Source organism: Streptomyces bullii (genome assembly GCF_042657145.1).
Lineage (GTDB): Bacteria > Actinomycetota > Actinomycetes > Streptomycetales > Streptomycetaceae > Streptomyces > Streptomyces bullii.
In genome coordinates, this window is record NZ_JBHSNY010000003.1 from 208,299 (window position 1) to 229,686 (window position 21,388).

The following is a 21,388-nucleotide window of genomic DNA, read 5'->3' on the forward strand; positions in this document are numbered from 1 at the left end:
CTCCCTCGCCGACCCTCGTCGTGCGCTCGCCGTGGCCGGGCCGGGGCCCAGTGCGCCCTCGTCCTAGCCGAGCGGCACTCCGCGTGCCGCCAGCCACGGCACCGGGTCAACCGCCGAGCCCGTCTGAGGAGTGACCCGTACCTCGAAGTGCAGGTGCGGTCCGGTGGAGTTGCCGGTCGTGCCCGACTGGCCGATCCACTGCCCGGTGACGACGTGCTCGCCCTGGTCGACGGCGACAGCGGCGAGGTGCGCGTACTGCGTGTGGTAACCGCCCGCGTGCTCCAGGACGATCTCGATGCCGAAGGGGCCACCGCACGACACCTTCACCACCCGCCCCTGGCCGACCGCCCGCACCGGCGTGCCGATCGGCACCGCGAAGTCCTGCCCGGTGTGCCGGTTCACCCAGCGTGCGCCGCCGCTGCCGAAGGACGCGGACAGCTGGTAGGTCTCCACCGGCGCGACCCAGGGCTTGGAGAAGCGCATGGCCGGCTGGTCGAGGCGGACGGCCCCCCGGCAGGCGCCCGCCGCGACCGAGGCGTCCGCCTGCCCCTGGAGCTGCTGCCGTGCCTGTTCCAGTTTCGCCTCGATGCCCCGCTTCACCTCGGCGAGCTCGGCGTTGCGCTCCTCCAGCGCCCGCCACGCCGCCGATGCCCTGGCCTCGTCCGCGGCGAGCCGGGCCTCGGCGCGGCGGCTCTTGACGATCGTGTTGTTCAGGGCGAGATGCGCCTGGGAGAAGACGTGGTGACTGCGCATCAGGTCGTCGGGGTTTTTCGCCAGGATCATCTGGGCGGCGATCGGTAGCCCGCCACCGCTGCGGTACTGGGCGCTGGCGATACGGCCCATGTCCGCGCGCAGCGCCGCGATCTCGCGCCGCCGGCGGTCGAGGAGGTCCTCCAGCCGCTGCGCCCGCGCCCGCTGCGCCTCGGCCTCCCGCCGCCCCTCCTCGTACCGCCGCGTCGCCACAGCCGCGTCCTCGTACAGCCGGGCCACCTCGGCGCTGATGCCGGAGCCGGTGTCCGAGCCGTGCGGGTCGTCCCCCTCGGCGGGCCGGGCCGCGAGCACGGCGAGCGCGCACAGCAGCACGGCGACGAGCACGGGGCGGCGACGGGAGAGGCGCATGCCAGCGATCGTGGCCCGCGCTCCGGTACACGGGCCTGCTCACGTCGTACGGCTGGGGGAACGCACGCCACGAACGGATCAGCTGTACGGCCGAACGGGCGTCTGGCCGAGCCACGGTGACATGGCATCACCGGGCGTCCGCCCGTCGCCCGGTCAGGCCGCTCCCACCAACTCCTCCGACTCCGCCTCCCGCTCCACCATCTCCCGCAGCGGCCCGTCCACCACGGCCAGTTCGGCGTACGGCCCGCGCTGCACCACACGGCCCTCGTCCAGCACGACCACCTCGTCCACCGCCTCGAGCCCGGTCAGGCGGTGGGTGATGAGCAGCGTCGTACGGCCCTCGGTGGCGGCGAGCAGGTCGGCGGTGAGCGCGTCGGCGGTCGGCAGGTCGAGGTGCTCGGCGGGCTCGTCGAGGACCAGGACGGGGAAGTCGGCGAGCAGTGCGCGCGCGAGCGCCAGCCGTTGCCGCTGTCCGCCGGACAGCCGCGCCCCGTGTTCACCGACCAGCGTGTCGAGCCCGTCGGGCAAACTGTCGGCCCACTCCAGCAGCCGGGCCCGCGCGAGGGCGTCACGCAGCTCTTGGTCGGTGGCGTCCCGCCTGGCCAGCAACAGGTTCTCGCGCACCGAACTGTCGAAGAGGTGCGCGTCCTGCGCGCACAGCCCGACGAGCCGTCGTACGTCGTCGCCGTCCAGGGCGTTGGCGTCCACACCGGCGAGCGTGTACGAGCCCGCCTCCGCGTCGAGAAACCGCAGCAGCACCTGCGTCAGGGTCGTCTTGCCGGACCCGGACGGGCCGACCACGGCGATCCGGCGGCCCCGCTCCAGGGTCAGGTCGAGCGCGGTGAGCGCCTCGCGGTCCTGTCCGGCGTGGCGGGCGGCCAGGCCCTGGACGACGAGCGGGAACGGAGACCCGGGCGCCTGGCGGGCCTGCTCCGGTTCCCGCACCGGCTCGGGCGCGTCCAGCACCTCGTACACGCGCTCGGCGCTCCTGCGGGCCCGCTGCCGGTACCGCACGGCCAGTGGCAGTGCGAGGACGGCTTCGAAGGCGGCCAACGGGGTGAGGACGACGACGGCCATCAGGACGCCGTCCAGCCTTCCGGCGGCGACCGCCTGCGCGCCGGCCAGGGCGGCGGCCGTGACGGTCAGGCCGGAGATCAGCGCGGTGAGGCCGTCGCCGAGCGCGGTGGCGGTGGCGGCGCGCGAGGCGATCCGGGTGAGGGTGCCGTCGGCCCGCCGTGCCGCGTCGGCTCGGGCGGGCAGGGCACCGGCGACGGTCAGCTCGGCGGTGCCCGTGAGCAGGTCGGTCACGCGCGTCGCCAACTGCCCGCGAGCGGGGGCCAGTCGGCGCTCCGCGCGCCGCGCCACGGCACCGGTGACCAGCGGCACACCGGCCCCCGCGACCAGCAGCCCGACCGCCAGCACCGCTCCGGCCTCGGGGAGCAGCCATGCCGTGAAACCGACGGAAACGGCGGAGACCACGACGGCCGCACCGGCCGGCAGCAGCCACCGCAGCCAGTAGTCCTGCAGCGCGTCCACGTCGGCGACCAGCCGGGAGAGCAGGTCGCCCCGGCGGGCGTGACGCAGACCGGCGGGCGCGAGCCGCTCCAGCCGCCGGTACACGGCGACCCTCGTGTCGGCCAGCATCCGCAGCACCGCGTCGTGCGATACGAGCCGCTCGGCGTACCGGAAGACGGCCCGCCCGATCCCGAAGGCACGTGTCGCCGTCACGGCCACCATCAGGTACAGCACGGGCGGCTGCTGCGAGGCCCGCGAGATGAGCCACCCCGAGGTGGCCATGAGCCCGACGGCGCTTCCCAGCGCCAGGCTTCCGAGCAGCAGCGCGAGACCGAGCCGGCCGCGCCGGGCACCGGCCAGAAGGCGGACCCGGGCCAGGACGCCGCCCGACACGGGCTCCGGGACGGGTTCGGCGGGAGTCCCCACCGGCACGGGCTCCGCCTCGACCGCACGCGCGGCGGAGCCCGCGGCTGCGCCACGAACGGGACGGCTGGGCTCTTCGGCCCGCTCGGGGTGCTCGGCCATCTCCAACCGCACCACTCGGTCCGCGACCGCCAGCAGCGCCGGCCGGTGCACCACCAGCAGCACGGTCCGCCCGGCCGCCAGCCGGCGCACCGCCGCCACGACCTCGGCCTCGGTTGCCCCGTCCAGAGCGGCCGTCGGCTCGTCCAGCAGCAGCACAGGCCGGTCCGCGAGGAACGCCCGGGCCAGCGCGAGCCGCTGCCGCTGCCCGGCGGACAGCCCGGCCCCGTCCTCACCCAGCACGGTGTCGACGCCGTGGGGGAGTGCCGCGACGAACTCCAGCGCCCCGGCGTCGGCCAGCGCCCGCCGTACTGCGTCGTCGTCCGCCTCCGGACGCGCCAGCCGTACGTTCTCGGCGACACTCCCTGCGTACAGGTGGGGGCGCTGCGGCACCCACCCGATCCGCGACCGCCACTGCGCCAGATCGACGTCGGCGAGATCGACTCCCCCCACGCTCACCCGCCCGTCAGTCGGCCGGACGAACCCCAGCAGCACGTCGAGCAGCGTGGACTTGCCCGCCCCGCTCGGCCCGATGAGGGCGACCGTCTCCCCCGGCTCGACGGTGAAGGACACGTCCGACACGGCGTCCGCCGACCGCCCCGGGTAGCGGACCGTGACGCCCTCGAAGGCAACCGCACCCGTCGGGACGGCGCCGGTGCCGGTCGTCGGCACCGGCGTCTCCAGGACCTCGAAGATCTCCTCGGCCGCCGCGAGCCCCTCGGCCGCCGCGTGGTACTGCGCCCCGACCTGCCGCAGCGGCAGATATGCCTCGGGCGCGAGGATCAGAATGACCAGACCGATGTACAGGTCCATCTCGCCGTGCACGAGCCGCATCCCGATCGTCACGGCGACCAGCGCCACCGAGATCGTCGCGAGCAGTTCCAGCGCGAACGACGACAGGAAGGCGATCCGCAGCGTGCGCATGGTCGCCCGCCGGTACTCACCGGTGATCCGCTTGATCGACTCGGCCTGCGCCTTGGCGCGTCCGAACACCTTCAGCGTCGGCAGTCCCGCGACGACGTCCAGGAAGTGCCCGGACAGCCGGGACAGCAGCCGCCACTGGCGGTCCATCCGGGACTGGGTGGCCCAGCCGATCAGGACCATGAAGAGGGGAATGAGCGGCAGTGTGCCGACGATGATGGCCGCCGATACCCAGTCCTCGGTGACGATCCGTGCCAGCACCGCGAACGGCACGACCACCGCGAGTCCCAACTGCGGCAGATAACGCGAGAAGTAGTCGTCGAGGGCGTCGACGCCCCGAGTGGCCAGGGCGACCAGCGATCCGGTCCGCTGCCCGCTCAGCCACCCGGGACCGAGCGCCGTCGCCCGCTCCAGCAACCGCCCGCGCAACTCGGACTTCACCGCCGCGCTCGCCCGGTGGGCGGCCAGCTCGGTGAGCCAGCCGACCACCGCACGTCCGCCCGCCACCGCGGCCAACAGCAGCAGGGGTGTCCGCAGTTCGGTGACCGGCATCCTGTGCTGGAAGGCACCGACCACCACCTCGGCGATGAGCATGGCCTGCGCGATGACCAGTCCCGCGCCCACGGCCCCCAGGCCGACGATCGCCACCAGGAAGAGCCGGGTGGCACGGGCGTACCGCAGGAGCCGTGGATCGATTGGTTTCACGTGAAACACACCTCAGTGGACGGTTTCGGCGATGTGCTGCGTACCGATCCGCTTGCGGAACACCCAGTAGGTCCAGCCCTGGTAGAGCACGACCACCGGTGTGGCGATCGCCGCGAGCCAGGTCATGATCTTCAGGGTGTACGGGCTGGAGGAGGCGTTGGTGACGGTCAGGCTCCAGCCCGGGTCGAGCGTGGACGGCATGACGTTCGGGAACAGCGTCAGGAAGAGCATCGCCACCGCGGCCACGATGGTCAGGCCGGACAGCGCGAACGACCACCCCTCACGCCCGGCCTGATTGGCGGCCAGGGCGGCGACGAGCGCGGCGACGGCCACGACGAGCGCGACCAGGCTCTTGCCGTCCCCGTGGTCGGCCTGGGTCCACAGCAGGAACAGCAGCGCCAGCGCGGCCGTGACGAGACCCACACGCCCCGCCAGCTTCCGTGCCCGCTCCCGGATGTCACCGACGGTCTTGAGCGCCGTGAACACCGCGCCGTGGAAGGTGAACAGCGAGAGCGTGACCAGGCCACCGAGCAGCGCGTACGGGTTGAACAGGTCCGTGACACCGCCCACGTACTCCAGATCGGCGTTGATCTTCACGCCCCGGGCGATGTTGGCGAAGGCCACGCCCCACAGGAACGCGGGGATGAGGGAGGTCCAGAAGATCGCGGTCTCCCAGTTGCGCTGCCAGTTCTCCTCGGACCGCTTCACCCGGTACTCGAAGGCGACGCCCCGGACGATCAGGCAGACCAGGATGACCAGCAGGGGCAGGTAGAAGCCGGAGAAGAGCGTGGCGTACCACTCGGGGAAGGCGGCGAAGGTCGCGCCTCCCGCTGTGAGCAGCCACACCTCGTTGCCGTCCCAGACGGGCCCGATCGTGTTGATCAGCACCCGCCGTTCAGGACGGTTCCGGGCGAGCAGCTTGGTGAGGACGCCGACCCCGAAGTCAAAGCCCTCCAAGAAGAAGTAGCCGATCCACAGGACGGCGATCAGGACGAACCAGACGTCGTGCAGTTCCATGACGGTGCAGCTCCCTCGGCCTAGTACGAGAAGGCCATCGGCTTGTCGGCGTCACGGGTGTCGCCGCCGATCTTCGTGGGCGGGTTGAGGTCGGCCTCGGTGAGCTCGGGCGGCCCGGCCTTGACGTACTTGACCAGCAGCTTCACCTCGATGACGGCAAGGATCGCGTACAGCGTGGTGAAGACGATCATCGAGGTGAGGACCTCGGCCTGGGAGACGCCGGGGGAGACCGCGTCCCGGGTCTGGAACAGGCCGTAGACGACCCACGGCTGGCGTCCCATCTCGGTGAAGATCCAGCCCCACGAGTTGGCGATCAGGGGGAAGCCCAGGGTGAGGACCGCGATGCGCCAGTACCAGGTGGTGAGCTTCGGGCCGAGGGCCTTGGTGGGCAGCGGCACGAGGCGCGGGACCTCGTCCTCGCCGACCCTCAGGTGCTGCGGCAGCAGGAACTTCTTCCGGGTCATCCACAGTCCGGCGAGGCCGATCGCGAAGGACGTCATGCCGAAGCCGATCATCCAGCGGAAGCCCCAGTAGGCGACGGGGATGTTGGGCCGGTAGTCCCCTGGACCGTACTTCTCCTGCTCGGCCTTGTTGACGTCGTTGATGCCGGGCACGTACGAGCTGAAGTCATCCTTGGCGAGGAAGGAGAGCAGGCCCGGGATCTCGATGGCGACCTTGTTGTGGCCCTTGTCGACGTCACCGACGGCGAAGACCGAGAAGGGCGCCGGCTTCTCGCCGTCCCACAGCGCCTCGGCCGCGGCCATCTTCATCGGCTGCTGCTCGTACATGATCTTGCCGAGCACGTCACCGCTGACCGCGGTGAGCAGGCCGCCGACGGCGACGGTGACCAGGCCGAGCCGCAACGAGGTCTTCATCTCGCGGATGTGCTTCTTGCGGAGCAGGTGGTAGGCCGCGATGCCGACCATGAAGGCACCGCCCGTCAGGAAGGCTGCCGAGAGGGTGTGGAAGGCCTGGGCCAAGGCGGTGTTCTGCGTGAGGACCAGCCAGAAGTCGGTGAGCTCGGCCCGCCCCTTCGCCTCGTTGATCCGGTAGCCCACCGGGTGCTGCATCCACGAGTTGGCCGCGAGGATGAAGTACGCCGACAGGATCGTGCCGATCGAGACCATCCAGATGCACGCCAGGTGGATCTTCTTGGGCAGCTTGTCCCACCCGAAGATCCACAGGCCGATGAAGGTGGACTCGAAGAAGAAGGCGATCAGGGCCTCGAAGGCCAGCGGTGCGCCGAAGATGTCACCGACGAAGCGGGAGTAGTCGGACCAGTTCATGCCGAACTGGAACTCCTGCACGATGCCGGTGACCACGCCCATCGCGATGTTGATCAGGAAGAGCTTCCCCCAGAACTTCGTCGCCCGGAGGTACTTCTCCTTCTCGGTGCGCACCCAGGCGGTCTGCAGCCCGGCGGTGAGGGCCGCCAGGGAGATCGTCAAGGGCACGAAGAGGAAGTGGTAGACGGTGGTGATGCCGAACTGCCATCGCGCCAGGGTCTCCGGCGCCAGAGCCAGGTCCACGTCGTCTCTCCTTACATCGCCGTGGTCACAGCGGCAGTTCGCCCCGCTTGTCCGTACATATCGGGATCAACCGGGACGCGCTTGTGAAAGCGTTCACATTCACAAGCCATTATGACGTACCGATTTTCGGCACACGCACGGGGGGTCCCTTTTCCGTCAACCCCTTGGCGGGAACTTCAACATCTTGTTGAATCCGCGCCATGCAGACACAGCCATCACAGGCCCGGATACGGCTCTCCTGGCCCTCAGGGCACCTCACCGCGACCCTGGACGACACCCCGACGACGCAGGCCCTCATCACGGCGCTGCCACTCGCCTCCTCCGCCCGCACCTGGGGCGAGGAGGTGTACTTCGACACAGGAGTGTCCGTTTCACGTGAAACGGACGCACGGCAGGTCGTGGAGCCGGGAACGGTCGCCTTCTGGACCGATGGCGATGCCCTGGCGCTCCCCTACGGACCGACTCCGATCTCGCGAGGCGACGAGTGCCGCCTCGCGAGCCCGTGCAATGTCCTGGGCCGCCTCGACGGCGACCCCCGCCTCCTGGCGACCGTGCGCAACGGCGACCCCGTACGCGTGGAACTGGTGAGTGACTGAGCTCCTTGTGACTAAAGCCCCCTGTGACTGGGGCTCCCCGTGACTGGAGCTCCCTGTGACTGGAGCTCCCTGTGACTGGAGCTCCTCGTGACTAGAGCTCCTTGCGGAAGCCCTCCGCCACCTTCAGGAAGATGTCGTTCGCCTCGGACTCCCCGACCGTCACCCGCACACCCTCGCCGGGGAACGGCCGGATGACCACGCCCGCCTGCTCGCAGGCCTCGGCGAACGCGACCGTACGCTCGCCCAGCCGCAACCACACGAAGTTGGCCTGGGTCTCGGGCACCGTCCAGCCCTGGGCGCGCAGCGCGTCGACCACGCGCGTGCGCTCGCACACCAATGAGCCGACGCGGCCGAGCAGTTCGTCCTCGGCACGCAGCGAGGCGATCGCCGCGTCCTGCGCCAGCTGACTCACCCCGAACGGCACCGCCGTCTTGCGCAGCGCGGCGGCCACCGGCTCATGGGCGATCGCGAAACCGACGCGCAACCCTGCCAGGCCGTACGCCTTGGAGAACGTCCGCAGCACACAGACGTTCGGCCGGTCGCGGTACAGCTCGATGCCGTCCGGTACCTCGGGGTCGCGGATGAACTCGCGGTAGGCCTCGTCCAGCACCACCAGGATGTCGCCGGGCACCCGGTCGAGGAAGCGCTCCAGCTCGCTCCGCCGCACCACCGTGCCGGTCGGGTTGTTCGGGTTGCAGACGAAGATCATCCGGGTCCGGTCGGTGATCGCGTCGGCCATCGCGTCAAGGTCGTGCACGTCACCGGGTGTCAGCGGCACCTGAACGGAGCGCGCCCCGCTGATCTGCGTGATGATCGGGTACGCCTCGAAGGACCGCCAGGCGTAGATCACCTCGTCGCCGGGGCCGGAGGTGGCCTGGATCAGCTGCTGGGCGACACCCACCGAGCCGGTGCCGGTGGACACGTGGGAAACGGGGACGGCGAACCGCTCGGACAGCTCGTTCAACAGTCCCGTACAGGCCATGTCCGGGTAGCGGTTGAAGTTGCAGGCCGCGGCCGTCACCGTCTCCATCACGCCCGGCAGCGGCGGATAGGGGTTCTCGTTGGAGGACAGCTTGTACGCCACCGGACCGCCGGCCGCGGCGGGCTTGCCCGGCTTGTAGGTGGGGATACCCTCCAGCTCGGCGCGCAGCTTCGGGCTCGTCTCGCTCACCGCAGTCCTCCTCGCGAAGACCGGCGGCCCATGACCGCCGCCGACATCCAATACTCCTCACCTTATGAGGATTCGCCGTCGCTGCGTATAGGTGTGACCTGTCTCCTCCCTCAGGCGGGAGCTCGCCCCGCCCACCCCGACGGCATCAGGGGCATCACCGTCCGAAGGCGCACGAACTCAGGGGGCGCGCCGTACATATATCTACGCGCCCATGTCTCACGCCGTGGCGCGCGTCCCCCGTGAGGGTGAGTTGAGACCTCTTCGCAACATCGGCCACGGGACAGGCCCGCACCCGCAGACAAGTCAGGTCCTGGCATGGGGCCGGTCAACTCCCTGGTGTTCCAAGGGAATTGACCATTTCTGATCATGCAGAAACGTGCCTGTCAACGCGTGCATATGCGTCCGCCCTACCCCACCGCATGAGCCCTACTATCGGCTCGCCATGACAGCAGCAGGGAAGCACCAGGTGAGCCGCGCGGAAACCTCACGCAGAGGCAGCCGGCCGGGCCGGGCGGGCATCAGGGACGTGGCCGCCGCCGCCGGAGTCTCCATCACGACCGTCTCCGACGCCCTCAACGGCAAGGGCCGGCTCCCGGACGCCACCCGGCGCCATGTCCGCGAGGTCGCCGACCGGCTGGGCTATCGCCCCTCGGCCGCCGCCCGGACACTCCGTACCGGCAAGTCGGGACTCATCGGCCTGACCGTGACGACGTACGGGGATGAACCTTTCACCTTCACGGAGTTCGCGTACTTCGCCGAGATGGCACGGGCCGCCACCTCAGCCGCGCTGGCCCGCGGCTACGCCCTCGTCATCCTGCCCGCGACCTCCCGCCACGACGTGTGGTCGAACGTCGCCCTGGACGGCACGGTCGTCATCGACCCCTCCGACCAGGACCCGGTGGTCAGCGAGCTGGTCCGGCAGGGGTTGCCGGTGGTCTCCGACGGCCGCCCGGCCGGCTCGCTCCCCGTCACCGCCTGGGTCGACAACGACCACGAAGCCGCCGTCCTCGGCATCCTCGACCACCTGGCCGACGCCGGCGCCCGCCGGATCGGCCTGCTCACGGGCACGAGCACGGACACGTACACCCACCTGTCGACCACCGCCTACCTGCGCTGGTGCGAGCGCGTCGGCCAGGACCCGGTGTACGAGGCCTATCCGGCGCACGATCCGTGCGCGGGCGCCGTCGCGGCCGACCGGCTGCTCGCCCGCCCGGACCGGCCCGACGCGGTCTACGGCCTGTTCGACCCGAACGGCACCGACCTGCTCGCCGCCGCCCGTCGTTACGGTCTGCGCGTACCGGACGACCTGCTTCTGGTCTGCTGCAGCGAGTCCACCGTGTACGCCACCACCGAACCGCCCATCACAACCCTGTCGCTGAAGCCTCGCCGGATCGGCACGGCGGTCGTGCAGCTCCTCATCGACGCCATCGAGGGGGTCGAGTCGGAGCAGCCGGTGGAGCAGGTGATACCTACCGAGCTGATCGTGCGCACCTCGTCGCAGCGGCGTTCGCCGCGTACCACGGTCAGCCCGCCGCGGTCGTCCGACGAGACGTAGCACCGGTTCCGATGGAGCGGGGGACCGGATGGCAGCCCGGGACCAGTCCTCGGAGGGGCGCGGGACCGGTCCTCGCTGGGGACCCGTGCACGGTGCGCGGCGACACGCGCGCCCGGCAGACGAGGGACCTGCCCTCGTGCGCGACGGACCCACACTTCTGGGGAGAACCGGGGCCGGTCTCCCGGAGGGGAGGGGCCGGTCTCGCGAAGAGCAGGCGTGTGAGGACGGTCGCAGGGTGGTCAAAGCCCGGCCCAATCGGGGCGAAAGCCACGGTGAACTGGACTCTTGCTCTGATTCACCACCCCTGGGTCATCACATGGCGGGATTCGCATTCCTATGATGGGCCCACGACACCGGCGGCTGCTGCGACCAGGCGGTCCGATGCGGTGCAGATGCGGGCGATGGTGGAGGGGTCGATGACTCAGGGGGCCGGTCAGGGACCCGAGGTGGAGCGGACGGCGACGTTGCGCGACTTCCGGGTGCCCGCGTACGTGCACGAGACCGGTCCGTACGCCCACAGCACGCACCCGGGCGAGGTGGTCCCGCCCGCCGGGGAGACCTACCCGGAGGGGTACACGCCGACCGAGCGCGACCTGCCCGTCATCAACCGCGGCGACACGGTGCAGGTCACCGTCGACCCGGCTGTCGTGGCAGCCCCGCAGCCGGCCGACGGCCCGGGCCCGCTGTACGTGGTCGGCGACGTGCACGGCTACCTCGACGAGCTGCTGGCCGCCCTGCAGGAGAAGGGCCTGATCGACGCTGCCGGTCACTGGTGCGCGGGCACCGCGCGGCTGTGGTTCCTCGGCGACTTCACCGACCGCGGCCCGGACGGCATCGGCGTCATCGACCTGGTGATGCGGCTGTCGGCCGAGGCCGCCGCGGCCGGCGGCTACTGCAAGGCGCTGATGGGCAACCACGAGCTGCTGCTGCTCGGCGCCAAGCGGTTCGGGGACACGCCCGTCAACTCCGGCGCGGGCACCGCCACCTTCCAGGCGGCCTGGCTGCTCAACGGCGGCCAGAAGACCGACATGGACCGCCTCCAGGACCACCACCTGCAGTGGATGGCCCGCCTGGACGCCCTCGAGGAGGTCGACGGGCACCTGCTGGTCCACTCCGACACCACCGCCTACCTCGACTACGGCCGGTCCATCGAAGAGGTCAACGACACCGTCCGCGAGACGCTCACGCGCAACGACGCGGACGAGGTGTGGGATTTGTTCCGCAAGTTCACCAAGCGGTTCTCCTTCCGCGACGAGGGCGGCGCCGACGCCGTGCGCTCACTGCTGGATACGTACGGCGGCACCCGCATCGTTCACGGCCACAGCCCGATTCCGTATCTGCTGGGCGAGGTCGGCTCCGAGGAGGGCGAGGACAGCTCGGGGCCCGTCGTCGCGGGACCGCACGTGTACGCCGACGGACTCGCCATCGCGATGGACGGCGGCGTGACCATGGCCGGAAAACTGCTGGTCCAGCAACTGCCGCTCGACATGTGAACGTTCGGCGAGCAGGTGTTCCACCGACAGTGGACTGTGCCGGGCAAGGCCCAATTTCGGCAAACCCCCTGTCACCGCATGCCGTCACCGCTCTACCATCGGCTTATCCGTAGCAGGCTCCCCTCCGTTTCTGCCCGACGGCTCGTCAGCATGCCGAGCCCCAAGCCCTACGGAGCATCGGGGGATGCACATGAACAGCGTTCCGCAGCACCTGCTGAGCGAGGACCGCCCGGAGTTCGAGCGGATCCTCGATGAGGCGCTGCGCTCCGCACCACACCGACCGGAACTGGCCGCTGTCGGACAGCGGCTCAACCCCGAACAGCTGCGCACCATGGCGCTGAACGCCACCGCGCTCATCACGGCGGCCGCGGCGACCGAGTACCAGCACTACGTCAAGGTCCGCGAGGAACTGCGCCGGCCGGCGCCGTCCACCCCGTCGTCCGTGCGGGAGTCCGGCTCGTCCGAGCCGGGTGCGAGCACGGTGGGGCTCGCCACCACCATGGGTGAGGTCGCCGAGACCGCCGGCGCGGGCGCCGTCGCCGTCGTCGCGGTCCTGGCACCTGTCCTGGCCGGCACAGCGGCGGCGATCTTCCTGCTCGTCGGCTACATCCTGAAGATGCTCGACCCGGAGCCGGCGTTCGCCCAGACCATGCTCACCACCGGATGGGTGTTCGGCGCCGTGACCGCCGCGGCGATCCTCACCGCCGCCGTGGGACTGCTGATCACCGCCCTGCGCAACAAGCCGACGGCCGACTCCGGTCCGTACGGCGAACTGGGCGGGGAAGTGGTCCGGGCAAGGGAGGCCTGGCGGGATGCCCTGCTGGAGCGCGGCATCCTGCCGTTCCTGCGGGAGGCCCTGGCGGCCCCGGGGACGACCGCCGCACTGCACCCTACGGCACCGCCCGCGCCGACCAACCGCATCCCGCACCTGGGATACGACCGACCGGGTTTCACCAGCCCGGGCGACGGTTCCACGGGCGGTCCGCGGCCGAGCTTCAGCAGCCCGGACTACACCAGCCCGGACTTCGGGGGGCCGGAACACCAGCCGGAGTAGCCGTCGGCACCATCCGGAACCGTCGGCTTGCGCTCCTTGCCGCGTGGCGGGGGCCGTGCGAGAGGCTGTGAGCCTCGCGGAGCGCAAGCCGGGTGCTCCGGCCGTGGCCGGGAAAGCGGCACCGGGCCACGGGTACGAGGACCGGGTCACAGGTACGAGGCACCGGGCCACGGGCACGAGACGCCGCGCCACGGGCACGAGAGACCGGGCCACGGCACGACGGGCCAGGTCACATGAGCGAGGGACCAGTCATGGGGCACAAGCCTTCGGGGCACGGGGCCATGTCCTGGGGCACGGGGCCCGATCAGATGATGCCCGCTCGGCCGGCGGCGGTGATCCAGCTCGGGAACTCCGACAGCAGACGGTCGTACAGCTCCTGGTCGGGGACGGCGCTGATGTCGTCCACGGCGAAGAAGCCGACGTTGTCGACGCGGCGGCCGGGCAGCGTGTCGAACCGCTCCAGCACGCCGTAGTTGGATCGCCCGAGCCCCACGAACTGCCAGAAGATCGGCTCGTCCACCGCCTCGCGGAGCTGCCGCTCGATCTCGGCGTTGCGGTAGACCCCTCCGTCGGAGAAGAACAGCACCAGGGTGGGCGCGGCCGCCGGGTTCTCCCGGACGAAGTCACGGACCTGGGCGATCACCTTCTGTTCCTCGTTCTGGATGCCGACCGTGCGCATGTCGACCTGGCCGTCCAGCAGTCCCTTCGGCCTGCCGCGGCGGAAGAGGCCGATCTGTCCCACGCGCACGTGGAGCTGGAGCCACTCAGGGAGCTCGCCCAGCCGCAGATCGGGCAGCCGGGCCGCGTTCGAGGCGAACGTCCAGGCCTGCATCTCGCCGTCGTCGTCCAGCTGTGCGGCGACCGCGGCCATCCGCTCCACGACGTCGGCCACGATGCCCTTGGAGTAGAGGAAGGACATCGAGCCCGAGGCGTCGAGGACCAGGACGACGCGGGCCGTCACCCCGACCGCTCCGTGTTTCCGGAGGCTGACCGCCACCTGCTCCTTGCGCAGGGAGAGCCGCTTGCGCATGTCCACCGGCAGCCGTTCCTCGCCCTTCGTCAGACGCGGGCCGGCGGGCGGAGTGGCTTGCGCGGCCGGTGGGGTGGGCGGTGCGGCCGGGGGTACGGTCGGCGGGGTGATCGGCGCGAGAGTCGGTGCCGGGGTGGGGGCGGTCGGGCCACCCGATGGCGTCGGCGGTGCTGTCAGGGCCGTAGCCGTCGGCGTCGCCGCGGGCCCGGCCGGGGGAGCATCGTCCACGGTGATGCCGAAGTCCGTGGCCAGCCCCGCGAGCCCGGAGGCGTATCCCTGCCCCACCGCCCGGAACTTCCACCTGCCCTGCCGCAGGTACAGCTCGCCGCCGATCATCGCGGTCTCCGTCTCGGCCGCCATGTCGAACCGGGCGAGCTCCGTCCCCGCTCCCGCGTCGAGCAGCCGCAGCGTCAGGCCGGGCACCTGACCGAACGTCCCGCCGTCGGCCGAGGCGGACAGCACGATGCGCTCGACGGCCGGTTCCAGGGCACCGAGGTCCACCTCGACCGTGTCGGTCGTGGCGCCGGCGGCGCTCCGCTTGCCCACGTGCCGTACGGCACCCGACGTGTGGCGCGGCTGGTTGTAGAAGACGAAGTCGCCGTCGTCGCGCACGCGTCCCGCCGCGGTGAGCAGCAGGGCCGAGGCGTCGACCTCGGGCACACCGGGTGCGGCGGACCAGGTGAGCTCGACGCGCACGGTGGACGAATCGACGGGCACGTTGGCGCCCTTGCTCAGGGGCATCGCTGTCATGGCCTCAGTCTGCCGAGCCACGACCCGTGGTGGGAGGGGGCAGGCCGGACGGGCCGCCCCCTCGCCGGCCTCAGTCCGCGATCGGCAGGTAGACGCGGTTGCCCGCGGCCGCGAACTCCTTCGACTTCTGGGCCATGCCCTCCTCGATCTCCGTCCGGCTGCCGCCGTGCTCACGGCGGATGTCCTGCGAGATCTTCATGCTGCAGAACTTCGGACCGCACATCGAGCAGAAGTGGGCCGTCTTGGCGGGCTCGGCGGGCAGGGTCTCGTCATGGAACTCCCGTGCCGTGTCCGGGTCGAGGGCGAGGTTGAACTGGTCCTCCCACCGGAACTCGAAGCGGGCGTCGGACAGCGCGTCGTCCCATTCCTGGGCACCCGGGTGGCCCTTGGCGAGGTCGGCTGCGTGGGCGGCGATCTTGTAGGTGATGACGCCGGTCTTGACGTCGTCACGGTTCGGCAGGCCCAGGTGCTCCTTGGGCGTGACGTAACACAGCATGGCCGTGCCCCACCAGGCGATCATCGCGGCACCGATGCCGGAGGTGATGTGGTCGTACGCCGGCGCGACGTCCGTGGTCAGCGGGCCGAGCGTATAGAACGGAGCTTCATCGCAGATCTCCTGCTGAAGGTCGATGTTCTCCTTGATCTTGTGCATCGGGACGTGGCCCGGGCCCTCGATCATGGTCTGAACGTTGAAACGCTTCGCGATCCGGTTGAGTTCCCCGAGGGTCCTCAACTCCGCGAACTGCGCCTCGTCGTTGGCGTCGGCGATGGAGCCGGGACGCAGGCCGTCGCCAAGGGAGTACGTGACGTCGTAGGCGGCGAGGATCTCGCAGAGCTCCTCGAAGTTCTCGTACAGGAACGACTCCTTGTGGTGCGCCAGGCACCACGCGGCCATGATGGAGCCGCCGCGCGAGACGATGCCGGTCTTGCGGTTGGCGGTGAGCGGCACGTACGCCAGGCGCACGCCCGCGTGGACCGTCATGTAGTCCACGCCCTGCTCGGCCTGTTCGATGACCGTGTCCTTGTAGATCTCCCAGGTCAGCTCCTCGGCCCTGCCGTCGACCTTCTCCAGGGCCTGGTAGAGCGGCACCGTGCCGATGGGGACGGGGGAGTTGCGCAGCACCCACTCGCGGGTGGTGTGGATGTTGCGGCCGGTGGACAGGTCCATGACCGTGTCGGCGCCCCAGCGGGTCGCCCAGGTCATCTTCTCGACCTCCTCCTCGATGGAGGACGTCACCGCCGAGTTGCCGATGTTGGCGTTGACCTTCACCAGGAAGCGCTTGCCGATGATCATCGGCTCGATCTCCGGGTGGTTGACGTTGGCGGGCAGTACGGCACGGCCAGCCGCGATCTCCTCGCGGACCACCTCGGGCGACACGTTCTCCCGGATGGCCACGTACTCCATCTCGGGTGTGATCTCACCGCGGCGGGCGTACGCGAGCTGCGTGACGGCCTTGCCGTCGCGGCCCCGGCGCGGCTGTCGCGGCCGTCCGGGGAAGACCGCGTCCAGGTTGCGCAGTCCACCGCGCGGCGAGGTGTGCTTGATCCCGTCGTCCTCCGGACGGACGGGACGGCCCGCGTACTCCTCGGTGTCGCCGCGGGCGACGATCCAGTTCTCCCGCAGCGGCGGCAGGCCCCTGCGGACATCCGTGTCGACGAGCGGATCGGTGTACGGGCCCGAGGTGTCGTACAGCGTGACCGACTGTCCGTTGGTGAGGTGCACCTGACGGACCGGCACGCGCAGGTCGGGGCGTGAGCCCTCGATGTACGCCTTGTGCCAGCCGATGGACTTCCCGGCCTCTCCGTTCACCGACGTCTCCGTCGGGTTCTGCGTGGAGGCAGGCGTGCGTGCGTCCTTGTTGGTCATGAGACCTACTCCCTACGCCGGCATTACCCGGTAACAGGTTCGGCGGTCGACGCAGCGGTTTCCGTCTGCCGAGGTTTCGTGTGAAACATCACTCGGCTCCGGCGATGTTTCATGTGAAACATCGCTGGGACGAAGGTCAGCGCCCTCTCAGCCCGGTGCTCCGAGCTCCCGCGTGTACAAAAGGTGCCTCCACGCTAGCGTCAATTCTGGCGCGGTGAACAGAGGGCCCCCCTTGTTCTTGCGATGATCGGTCGGTGACCACGAAGCAGCATCCCCCGTACCCACCGCCCGATCCACCTCATGGGTCCGGCGCCGGAAACGGCGGCGGGCCTGGGGGCGGCCAGAGAGACGGCCGGGGCAGTGGCCATGACAGTGGTCGTGGCGACGGCCGTGCTTTCGGCGACAGGTCCTCCGCCTTCGGCATCGTCCAGGGTCGCGGCTCGGGCTTCGGCCCTGGTGGGGGCCGCGGATCCGACTTCGGTTCCGCAGGAGATCACGGCTCCGGCTTCAACTCTGGGGACCACACGCAGGGGTCCCGCTTCGACTCCCGGGACTTCGGCGACCCGGGCCGGGGAACCGGGAACGCGAACGCGAACGGCCATCATGCCGACGACGGTCCGGACACAGGCGGCGGTCGCAACGCAGGCGGCGGCCACCACTCGGGCGGCGGCTACGGCCCCGGCTCCGGGTCCGGCGGCGGCTACGGGCCGGGGTCGGGATCCGGCAGCGGCCACGGCCCCGGCTCCGGCTCCGGCTCCGGCTCCGGCGGTGGGCACGGTCACGACCCCGGCCCCCCACCAGGCGGCGGGCACGGCCACTCGCACAGTCACGTCCACGGCCCGGCCGCACCCGTCTCCCAGCACCTGCGCAAGGTCATCGCCGCTGTCCTCATCCCGTTCGCCGCGGCGGTGCTGGTCGGCCTCGCCGTGCTGTGGCCGGGCGGCGCCCCGCCGCACGAGCGCACCGGGGTCGGCTTCGACCGGCAGACGCAGCACGCCACGGTCACCAAGGTGGTCGAGGTGAGCTGCAAGGAGGCCGGGGCCTCGGGCGTCCCCCCGACCGGCGACACCTCCACCGCCGAGGGTTCCTCGGCGGTGCAACAGGAGAACGGCACCTGCAAGAGGGCGACGATCCGGGTCGACACCGGCAAGGACAAGGGCCGTACGTTCACGGAGCTCGTCCAGCCGGACCAGTCCCGGCAACTGCACCAGGGCCAGGAGGTCGTGGTCGCCTACGAGCCCTCCGCGCCGCGGGACCTGCAGTACTCGGTCGCCGACGTCAACCGCCGGTTCCCCATGGCGCTGCTCGCCGGCATCTTCGCGCTCGCCGTCGTGGCCGTCGGGCGGCTGCGGGGTGTCATGGCGCTGGTGGCGCTGGCCATCAGCTTCCTGCTGCTGAACTTCTTCATGCTGCCCGCGATCCTGCAGGGCTCGAACCCGCTGGTCGTGGCGGTCGTGGGGTCGAGCGCCATCATGCTGATCGCGCTGTACCTGTGCCACGGACTGTCGGCCCGTACGTCCGTGGCCGTGCTCGGCACCCTGATCTCGCTGCTGCTGATCGGTGTCCTCGGCTCGCTGTTCATCGGCTGGGCCGCGCTCACCGGCAACACGGACGACAACACCGGTCTCATCCACGGGCTGTACCCCGAGATCGACATGAGCGGTCTGCTGCTCGCCGGCGTCATCATCGGCTCGCTCGGTGTGCTGGACGACGTGACGGTCACACAGACGTCGGCGGTCTGGGAGCTGCACGAGGCCAACCCGTCGATGGGCTGGCGCGGCCTGTACCGCGCCGGCATCCGCATCGGTCGTGACCACATCGCGTCCGTCGTCAACACGCTCGTCCTGGCCTACGCGGGCGCCGCGCTGCCGTTGCTGCTGCTGTTCTCCATCGCCCAGAGCAGCGTGGGCACGGTCGCCAACAGCGAGCTGGTCGCGGAGGAGATCGTGCGCACGCTGGTCGGTTCGATCGGACTGGTCGCCTCTGTTCCCGTGACGACGGCCCTGGCGGCGCTGGTGGTCTCGGCCGACCGCCCGGGACAGCCCCAGGGGGTGTCGGCGTCGGACGCCCGTCAGACCGCCGGACGAGGCGGACGGGGCCGCCGGCGCAAGCACTGAGGCCTGGGCGGCCGAGACAGGCCGCACACACGCAGAAGCGTTCCTGTACTCCGGGACGACGCCCGGTGAAGCGTTACGGCAGCACCACCCGGTTGCCGTAACGCTTCACCCGGCGCCCTGCTCGGCCAGGATGCGGTCCAGGGCCTCGTCGAGATGGGCGTCGAAGTCGGCCAGCGATCCCTCCTGACCGAGCGGCACCAGCTTGTCGGTGCGGTCCAGGAAGGCCACGAGCGGTGCCGTCGACGAGCGGAACAGCGCCTGGTCGCCGCCGACCTGAAGCCGGATCAGCACCTCGGTGAGATCGTCGGGTTCGACGGGTGAGACCCGCACGTCGCCCTCGCCGCAGGGCCGGCCCACCCCGTCGATCAGCAACTCCCGGCCGAAGGCCCAGGTCACCGGGGCGTCACCGGGCAGGTGGAAGGTCAGCCGCACCGCATACGGATCACAGGTCTCGTAGCGCAGTTCCACCGGAATGCGGAAGGAGAGCTCCTCGGACACGAGAAAGCTCATCATGACCTCTGCCTGTACGGACTCGCGCATCGCTACCCCGTCATTCGCCGTGGACTGGCCGGGACCGACCCCTGACAACTTGCTGGAATCTTGCTGAACGTACACAGCAGATCACAAGGAGTGAGTTTTCAGATACTGATAGAGAGCGCGAGCGACCCCAGCAGCCGCCCCATCTCGTTCTGCAGTCGTTCCGCCGCGGGCAGCAGCCGGTCGGCCTGATGGGCGGGCAGCGAAATGGCCATCGCCGCGGCCGTGGTGCCGACGGTGATGGGGATCGCCGCGCACACCGTTCCGAGGGCGTATTCCTGGCGCTCGGTGACCGGCTCCGTCCGCGACAAGCGGTCCAGACGCCGCAGCAGGCTGTGGTTGTCACGGACCGTGTAGGGCGTGAGGGGCTGCACCGGATAGCGCTCGAGATGGTCGCGGCGGGCCTCCTCGTCGAGCTGGGAGAGCAGGCACTGACCGATGGCGTGCGCATGCCCGGTCTCCCGGAAGTCGGCCCACTCCTCGACCGCCGGAGCGCCCGGCGAGTCGGCAACGCAGACGACATCGATTTCACCCTCGCGGTACACCGCGTAGTACACGGGTACGCCGATCGCGTCGCGCCAGTGCCCCAGTACCTCGGCGACCGTGCTGCGACGTTTCTGCCGTGCTCCGCTGCTGCTCAGGAGCTCGGCTGCCGCACCGAGGAAGAACAAGCCCTTGTCGCGGCGCAGATAGCCCTCGTGCACGAGGGTGCGCAGCAGGTGGTACGTCGTGGGGAGCGCCAGCCCGGTCTCGCGGGCCAGCTGTTTGGCGGGGGCCCCGTACTCGTGCCGGGCGACGGTCTCCAGCAGGCGCATCGCGCGCTGCACGGATCCGATGAGGGTGCCGGGGGGTGGTGGCTGTGGCTCCAGGGAAGCCGGCGAGTGGGGCTGAAGGGGGACGGAGGGCGGATGGGTGGTTGCGGTGTCAGCCGTGGCCAAGGGTCACTCCCGAAGCACGAGGGGCGGCCCGTGCGGGGAAACACGGGGGTGGGTGTGCGCCGCTCGCGGGGTGTCCCCCGCGCCGGGTTCCGGACTCTAACCGTCGGCCACCGCACGCAGACGGCCTCTCCGGGCATCTTCCCTCCCCCGAGGGAACCGGTGATTCCTGTTACCCCCACCGGTTTCCCATGGGTCTCACCAGTCGCTGCGCGACGACGAGCTCGAGGTGAACTTCCGTACGACGTAGATGAGTCCACCGACCAGGGCGACGAAGACCAGCACCTTGAAGAGCAGCCCGATGACGAAGCCGACCACGCTGGCTATCAGCCCCCCGAACACGACGAGGGCGATGACCGGCACCGCGACCCACTTCACCCACCACGGCAGTGCCGTGAAGATCTCTCGCATCGCCCTCGTCCTTACCTCTCCGCCCGCCTGAGTGCCGGGTCTTGTCGACTGGTCCGGGACTCGGAAGATCTCGGAAGATCCGAGTCTCCAGATGTCCTGCACCCGATGCTAGGACCGGGACCCCGCCGAGCGGGGCCCTCACGCCCCTTGTCCTCCCCTGACCGATCCCCTAGGGAACCCGGAGGCGGCGGCTCAGCTCTCCGGGGGAGAGAACACCACCAGGACCCTCAGGTCCTCGCTGATGTGATGGAACTTGTGGGCGACACCCGCGGGGACGTACACCACGCTGCCCCGCGCCACCTGCGTCGTCTCCAGGCCCACGGTGATCGAGGCCCGGCCGCTGACGACGAAGTACACCTCGTCCTGGTTGTGCGGCTTCTGGGGGTCGTGCTCACCCGCGTTCAGGGCGTAGAGGCCGACCGACATGTTCCGCTCCCGCAGGAACTGGAGGTACGCCCCCTCGTTGGCGGCGCGCTCCGCCTCCAGTTCGTCCAGCCGGAATGCCTTCATCGCCTCGTAGCCCCTGCCTCACTGCTCAGGTCCG

Annotated in this window: 16 protein-coding genes; 5 read left to right on the forward strand and 11 right to left on the reverse strand. The window is 70.5% G+C overall.

Annotation, left to right across the window (positions count from 1 at the left end; translation table 11 throughout):
• Window positions 1-63 precede the first annotated feature (63 nt).
• From ACFPZJ_RS08885 to ACFPZJ_RS08900, 4 genes are all read right to left on the reverse strand, one after another.
• A complete protein-coding gene (locus tag ACFPZJ_RS08885; protein ID WP_381019318.1) occupies window positions 64-1,119 on the reverse strand; it encodes a M23 family metallopeptidase in 1,056 nt (351 codons plus the stop codon).
• A gap of 153 nt (window positions 1,120-1,272) precedes the next feature.
• Entirely contained in the window at window positions 1,273-4,782 is a 3,510-nt protein-coding gene (gene cydD / locus ACFPZJ_RS08890) for a thiol reductant ABC exporter subunit CydD (RefSeq protein ID WP_381019320.1), read from the reverse strand.
• 12 nt (window positions 4,783-4,794) lie between these two features.
• Window positions 4,795-5,799: a cytochrome d ubiquinol oxidase subunit II gene (cydB, locus tag ACFPZJ_RS08895; protein WP_381019322.1), complete on the reverse strand. Its 1,005-nt coding sequence runs from the start codon at window positions 5,797-5,799 to the stop codon at window positions 4,795-4,797.
• Window positions 5,800-5,819: 20 nt separating this feature from the next.
• Window positions 5,820-7,328, reverse strand: coding sequence for a cytochrome ubiquinol oxidase subunit I (locus tag ACFPZJ_RS08900; RefSeq protein WP_381019324.1), 1,509 nt, complete (start codon window positions 7,326-7,328; stop codon window positions 5,820-5,822).
• Between the two features lie 200 nt (window positions 7,329-7,528).
• Between ACFPZJ_RS08900 and ACFPZJ_RS08905 the strand changes: the two genes are divergently transcribed.
• Complete coding sequence (locus ACFPZJ_RS08905) at window positions 7,529-7,924, forward strand: cyclophilin-like fold protein (protein ID WP_381019326.1); 396 nt, start codon at window positions 7,529-7,531, stop codon at window positions 7,922-7,924.
• A 91-nt stretch (window positions 7,925-8,015) separates the two neighbouring features.
• Here ACFPZJ_RS08905 and hisC read toward each other — a convergent pair whose 3' ends face one another.
• Window positions 8,016-9,095, reverse strand: a complete 1,080-nt coding sequence (hisC, locus tag ACFPZJ_RS08910) for a histidinol-phosphate transaminase (RefSeq protein ID WP_381019328.1) — start codon at window positions 9,093-9,095, stop codon at window positions 8,016-8,018.
• A gap of 442 nt (window positions 9,096-9,537) precedes the next feature.
• Between hisC and ACFPZJ_RS08915 the strand changes: the two genes are divergently transcribed.
• The 3 genes from ACFPZJ_RS08915 to ACFPZJ_RS08925 all read left to right on the forward strand — a co-directional run bounded on the left by ACFPZJ_RS08915 (window position 9,538) and on the right by ACFPZJ_RS08925 (window position 13,197).
• Window positions 9,538-10,650, forward strand: coding sequence for a LacI family DNA-binding transcriptional regulator (locus tag ACFPZJ_RS08915; RefSeq protein ID WP_381019330.1), 1,113 nt, complete (start codon window positions 9,538-9,540; stop codon window positions 10,648-10,650).
• Window positions 10,651-11,051: 401 nt separating this feature from the next.
• A complete protein-coding gene (locus ACFPZJ_RS08920) occupies window positions 11,052-12,143 on the forward strand; it encodes a metallophosphoesterase family protein (RefSeq protein ID WP_381019332.1) in 1,092 nt (363 codons plus the stop codon).
• A gap of 184 nt (window positions 12,144-12,327) precedes the next feature.
• Window positions 12,328-13,197, forward strand: coding sequence for a hypothetical protein (locus ACFPZJ_RS08925; protein WP_381019334.1), 870 nt, complete (start codon window positions 12,328-12,330; stop codon window positions 13,195-13,197).
• 304 nt (window positions 13,198-13,501) lie between these two features.
• On the opposite strand, the gene ACFPZJ_RS08930 is transcribed toward ACFPZJ_RS08925, so the two are convergent.
• Window positions 13,502-14,977 carry a VWA domain-containing protein gene (locus tag ACFPZJ_RS08930; RefSeq protein ID WP_381019336.1) on the reverse strand — a complete coding sequence of 492 codons (1,476 nt, stop codon included), beginning with the start codon at window positions 14,975-14,977 and terminating at the stop codon, window positions 13,502-13,504.
• Window positions 14,978-15,047: 70 nt separating this feature from the next.
• Window positions 15,048-16,844: a phosphomethylpyrimidine synthase ThiC gene (gene thiC, locus ACFPZJ_RS08935; RefSeq protein WP_381019338.1), complete on the reverse strand. Its 1,797-nt coding sequence runs from the start codon at window positions 16,842-16,844 to the stop codon at window positions 15,048-15,050.
• A gap of 254 nt (window positions 16,845-17,098) precedes the next feature.
• Here thiC and ACFPZJ_RS08940 point away from each other — a divergent pair, with 254 nt between their 5' ends.
• Window positions 17,099-18,961: a YibE/F family protein gene (locus tag ACFPZJ_RS08940; protein ID WP_381019340.1), complete on the forward strand. Its 1,863-nt coding sequence runs from the start codon at window positions 17,099-17,101 to the stop codon at window positions 18,959-18,961.
• A gap of 105 nt (window positions 18,962-19,066) precedes the next feature.
• Here the strand turns inward: ACFPZJ_RS08940 and ACFPZJ_RS08945 are convergent, their stop codons facing one another.
• The 4 genes from ACFPZJ_RS08945 to ACFPZJ_RS08960 form a co-directional block, all read right to left on the reverse strand.
• Complete coding sequence (locus ACFPZJ_RS08945) at window positions 19,067-19,501, reverse strand: SsgA family sporulation/cell division regulator (protein WP_381019342.1); 435 nt, start codon at window positions 19,499-19,501, stop codon at window positions 19,067-19,069.
• 98 nt (window positions 19,502-19,599) lie between these two features.
• Entirely contained in the window at window positions 19,600-20,313 is a 714-nt protein-coding gene (locus ACFPZJ_RS08950) for an IclR family transcriptional regulator (protein ID WP_381020136.1), read from the reverse strand.
• A gap of 318 nt (window positions 20,314-20,631) precedes the next feature.
• On the reverse strand, window positions 20,632-20,844 hold the full coding sequence (locus tag ACFPZJ_RS08955) for a DUF5326 family protein (protein WP_381019343.1): 213 nt from the start codon (window positions 20,842-20,844) through the stop codon (window positions 20,632-20,634).
• A 192-nt stretch (window positions 20,845-21,036) separates the two neighbouring features.
• Complete coding sequence (locus ACFPZJ_RS08960; RefSeq protein WP_381019345.1) at window positions 21,037-21,354, reverse strand: cupin domain-containing protein; 318 nt, start codon at window positions 21,352-21,354, stop codon at window positions 21,037-21,039.
• Between the last annotated feature and the right edge of the window lie 34 nt (window positions 21,355-21,388).

Bases quoted from the DNA above. Each gene is read 5' to 3' on its own strand.
- ACFPZJ_RS08920 (WP_381019332.1), top strand. From the start codon at position 11,052: ATGGTGGAGGGGTCGATGACTCAGGGGGCCGGTCAGGGACCCGAGGTG.
- ACFPZJ_RS08945 (WP_381019342.1), bottom strand. From the start codon at position 19,501: ATGCGCGAGTCCGTACAGGCAGAGGTCATGATGAGCTTTCTCGTGTCC.
- ACFPZJ_RS08915 (WP_381019330.1), top strand. From the start codon at position 9,538: ATGACAGCAGCAGGGAAGCACCAGGTGAGCCGCGCGGAAACCTCACGC.
- ACFPZJ_RS08955 (WP_381019343.1), bottom strand. From the start codon at position 20,844: ATGCGAGAGATCTTCACGGCACTGCCGTGGTGGGTGAAGTGGGTCGCG.
- ACFPZJ_RS08885 (WP_381019318.1), bottom strand. From the start codon at position 1,119: ATGCGCCTCTCCCGTCGCCGCCCCGTGCTCGTCGCCGTGCTGCTGTGC.
- cydB (WP_381019322.1), bottom strand. From the start codon at position 5,799: ATGGAACTGCACGACGTCTGGTTCGTCCTGATCGCCGTCCTGTGGATC.
- ACFPZJ_RS08925 (WP_381019334.1), top strand. From the start codon at position 12,328: ATGCACATGAACAGCGTTCCGCAGCACCTGCTGAGCGAGGACCGCCCG.
- ACFPZJ_RS08905 (WP_381019326.1), top strand. From the start codon at position 7,529: ATGCAGACACAGCCATCACAGGCCCGGATACGGCTCTCCTGGCCCTCA.
- ACFPZJ_RS08960 (WP_381019345.1), bottom strand. From the start codon at position 21,354: ATGAAGGCATTCCGGCTGGACGAACTGGAGGCGGAGCGCGCCGCCAAC.
- ACFPZJ_RS08930 (WP_381019336.1), bottom strand. From the start codon at position 14,977: ATGACAGCGATGCCCCTGAGCAAGGGCGCCAACGTGCCCGTCGATTCG.
- ACFPZJ_RS08950 (WP_381020136.1), bottom strand. From the start codon at position 20,313: ATGCGCCTGCTGGAGACCGTCGCCCGGCACGAGTACGGGGCCCCCGCC.
- thiC (WP_381019338.1), bottom strand. From the start codon at position 16,844: ATGACCAACAAGGACGCACGCACGCCTGCCTCCACGCAGAACCCGACG.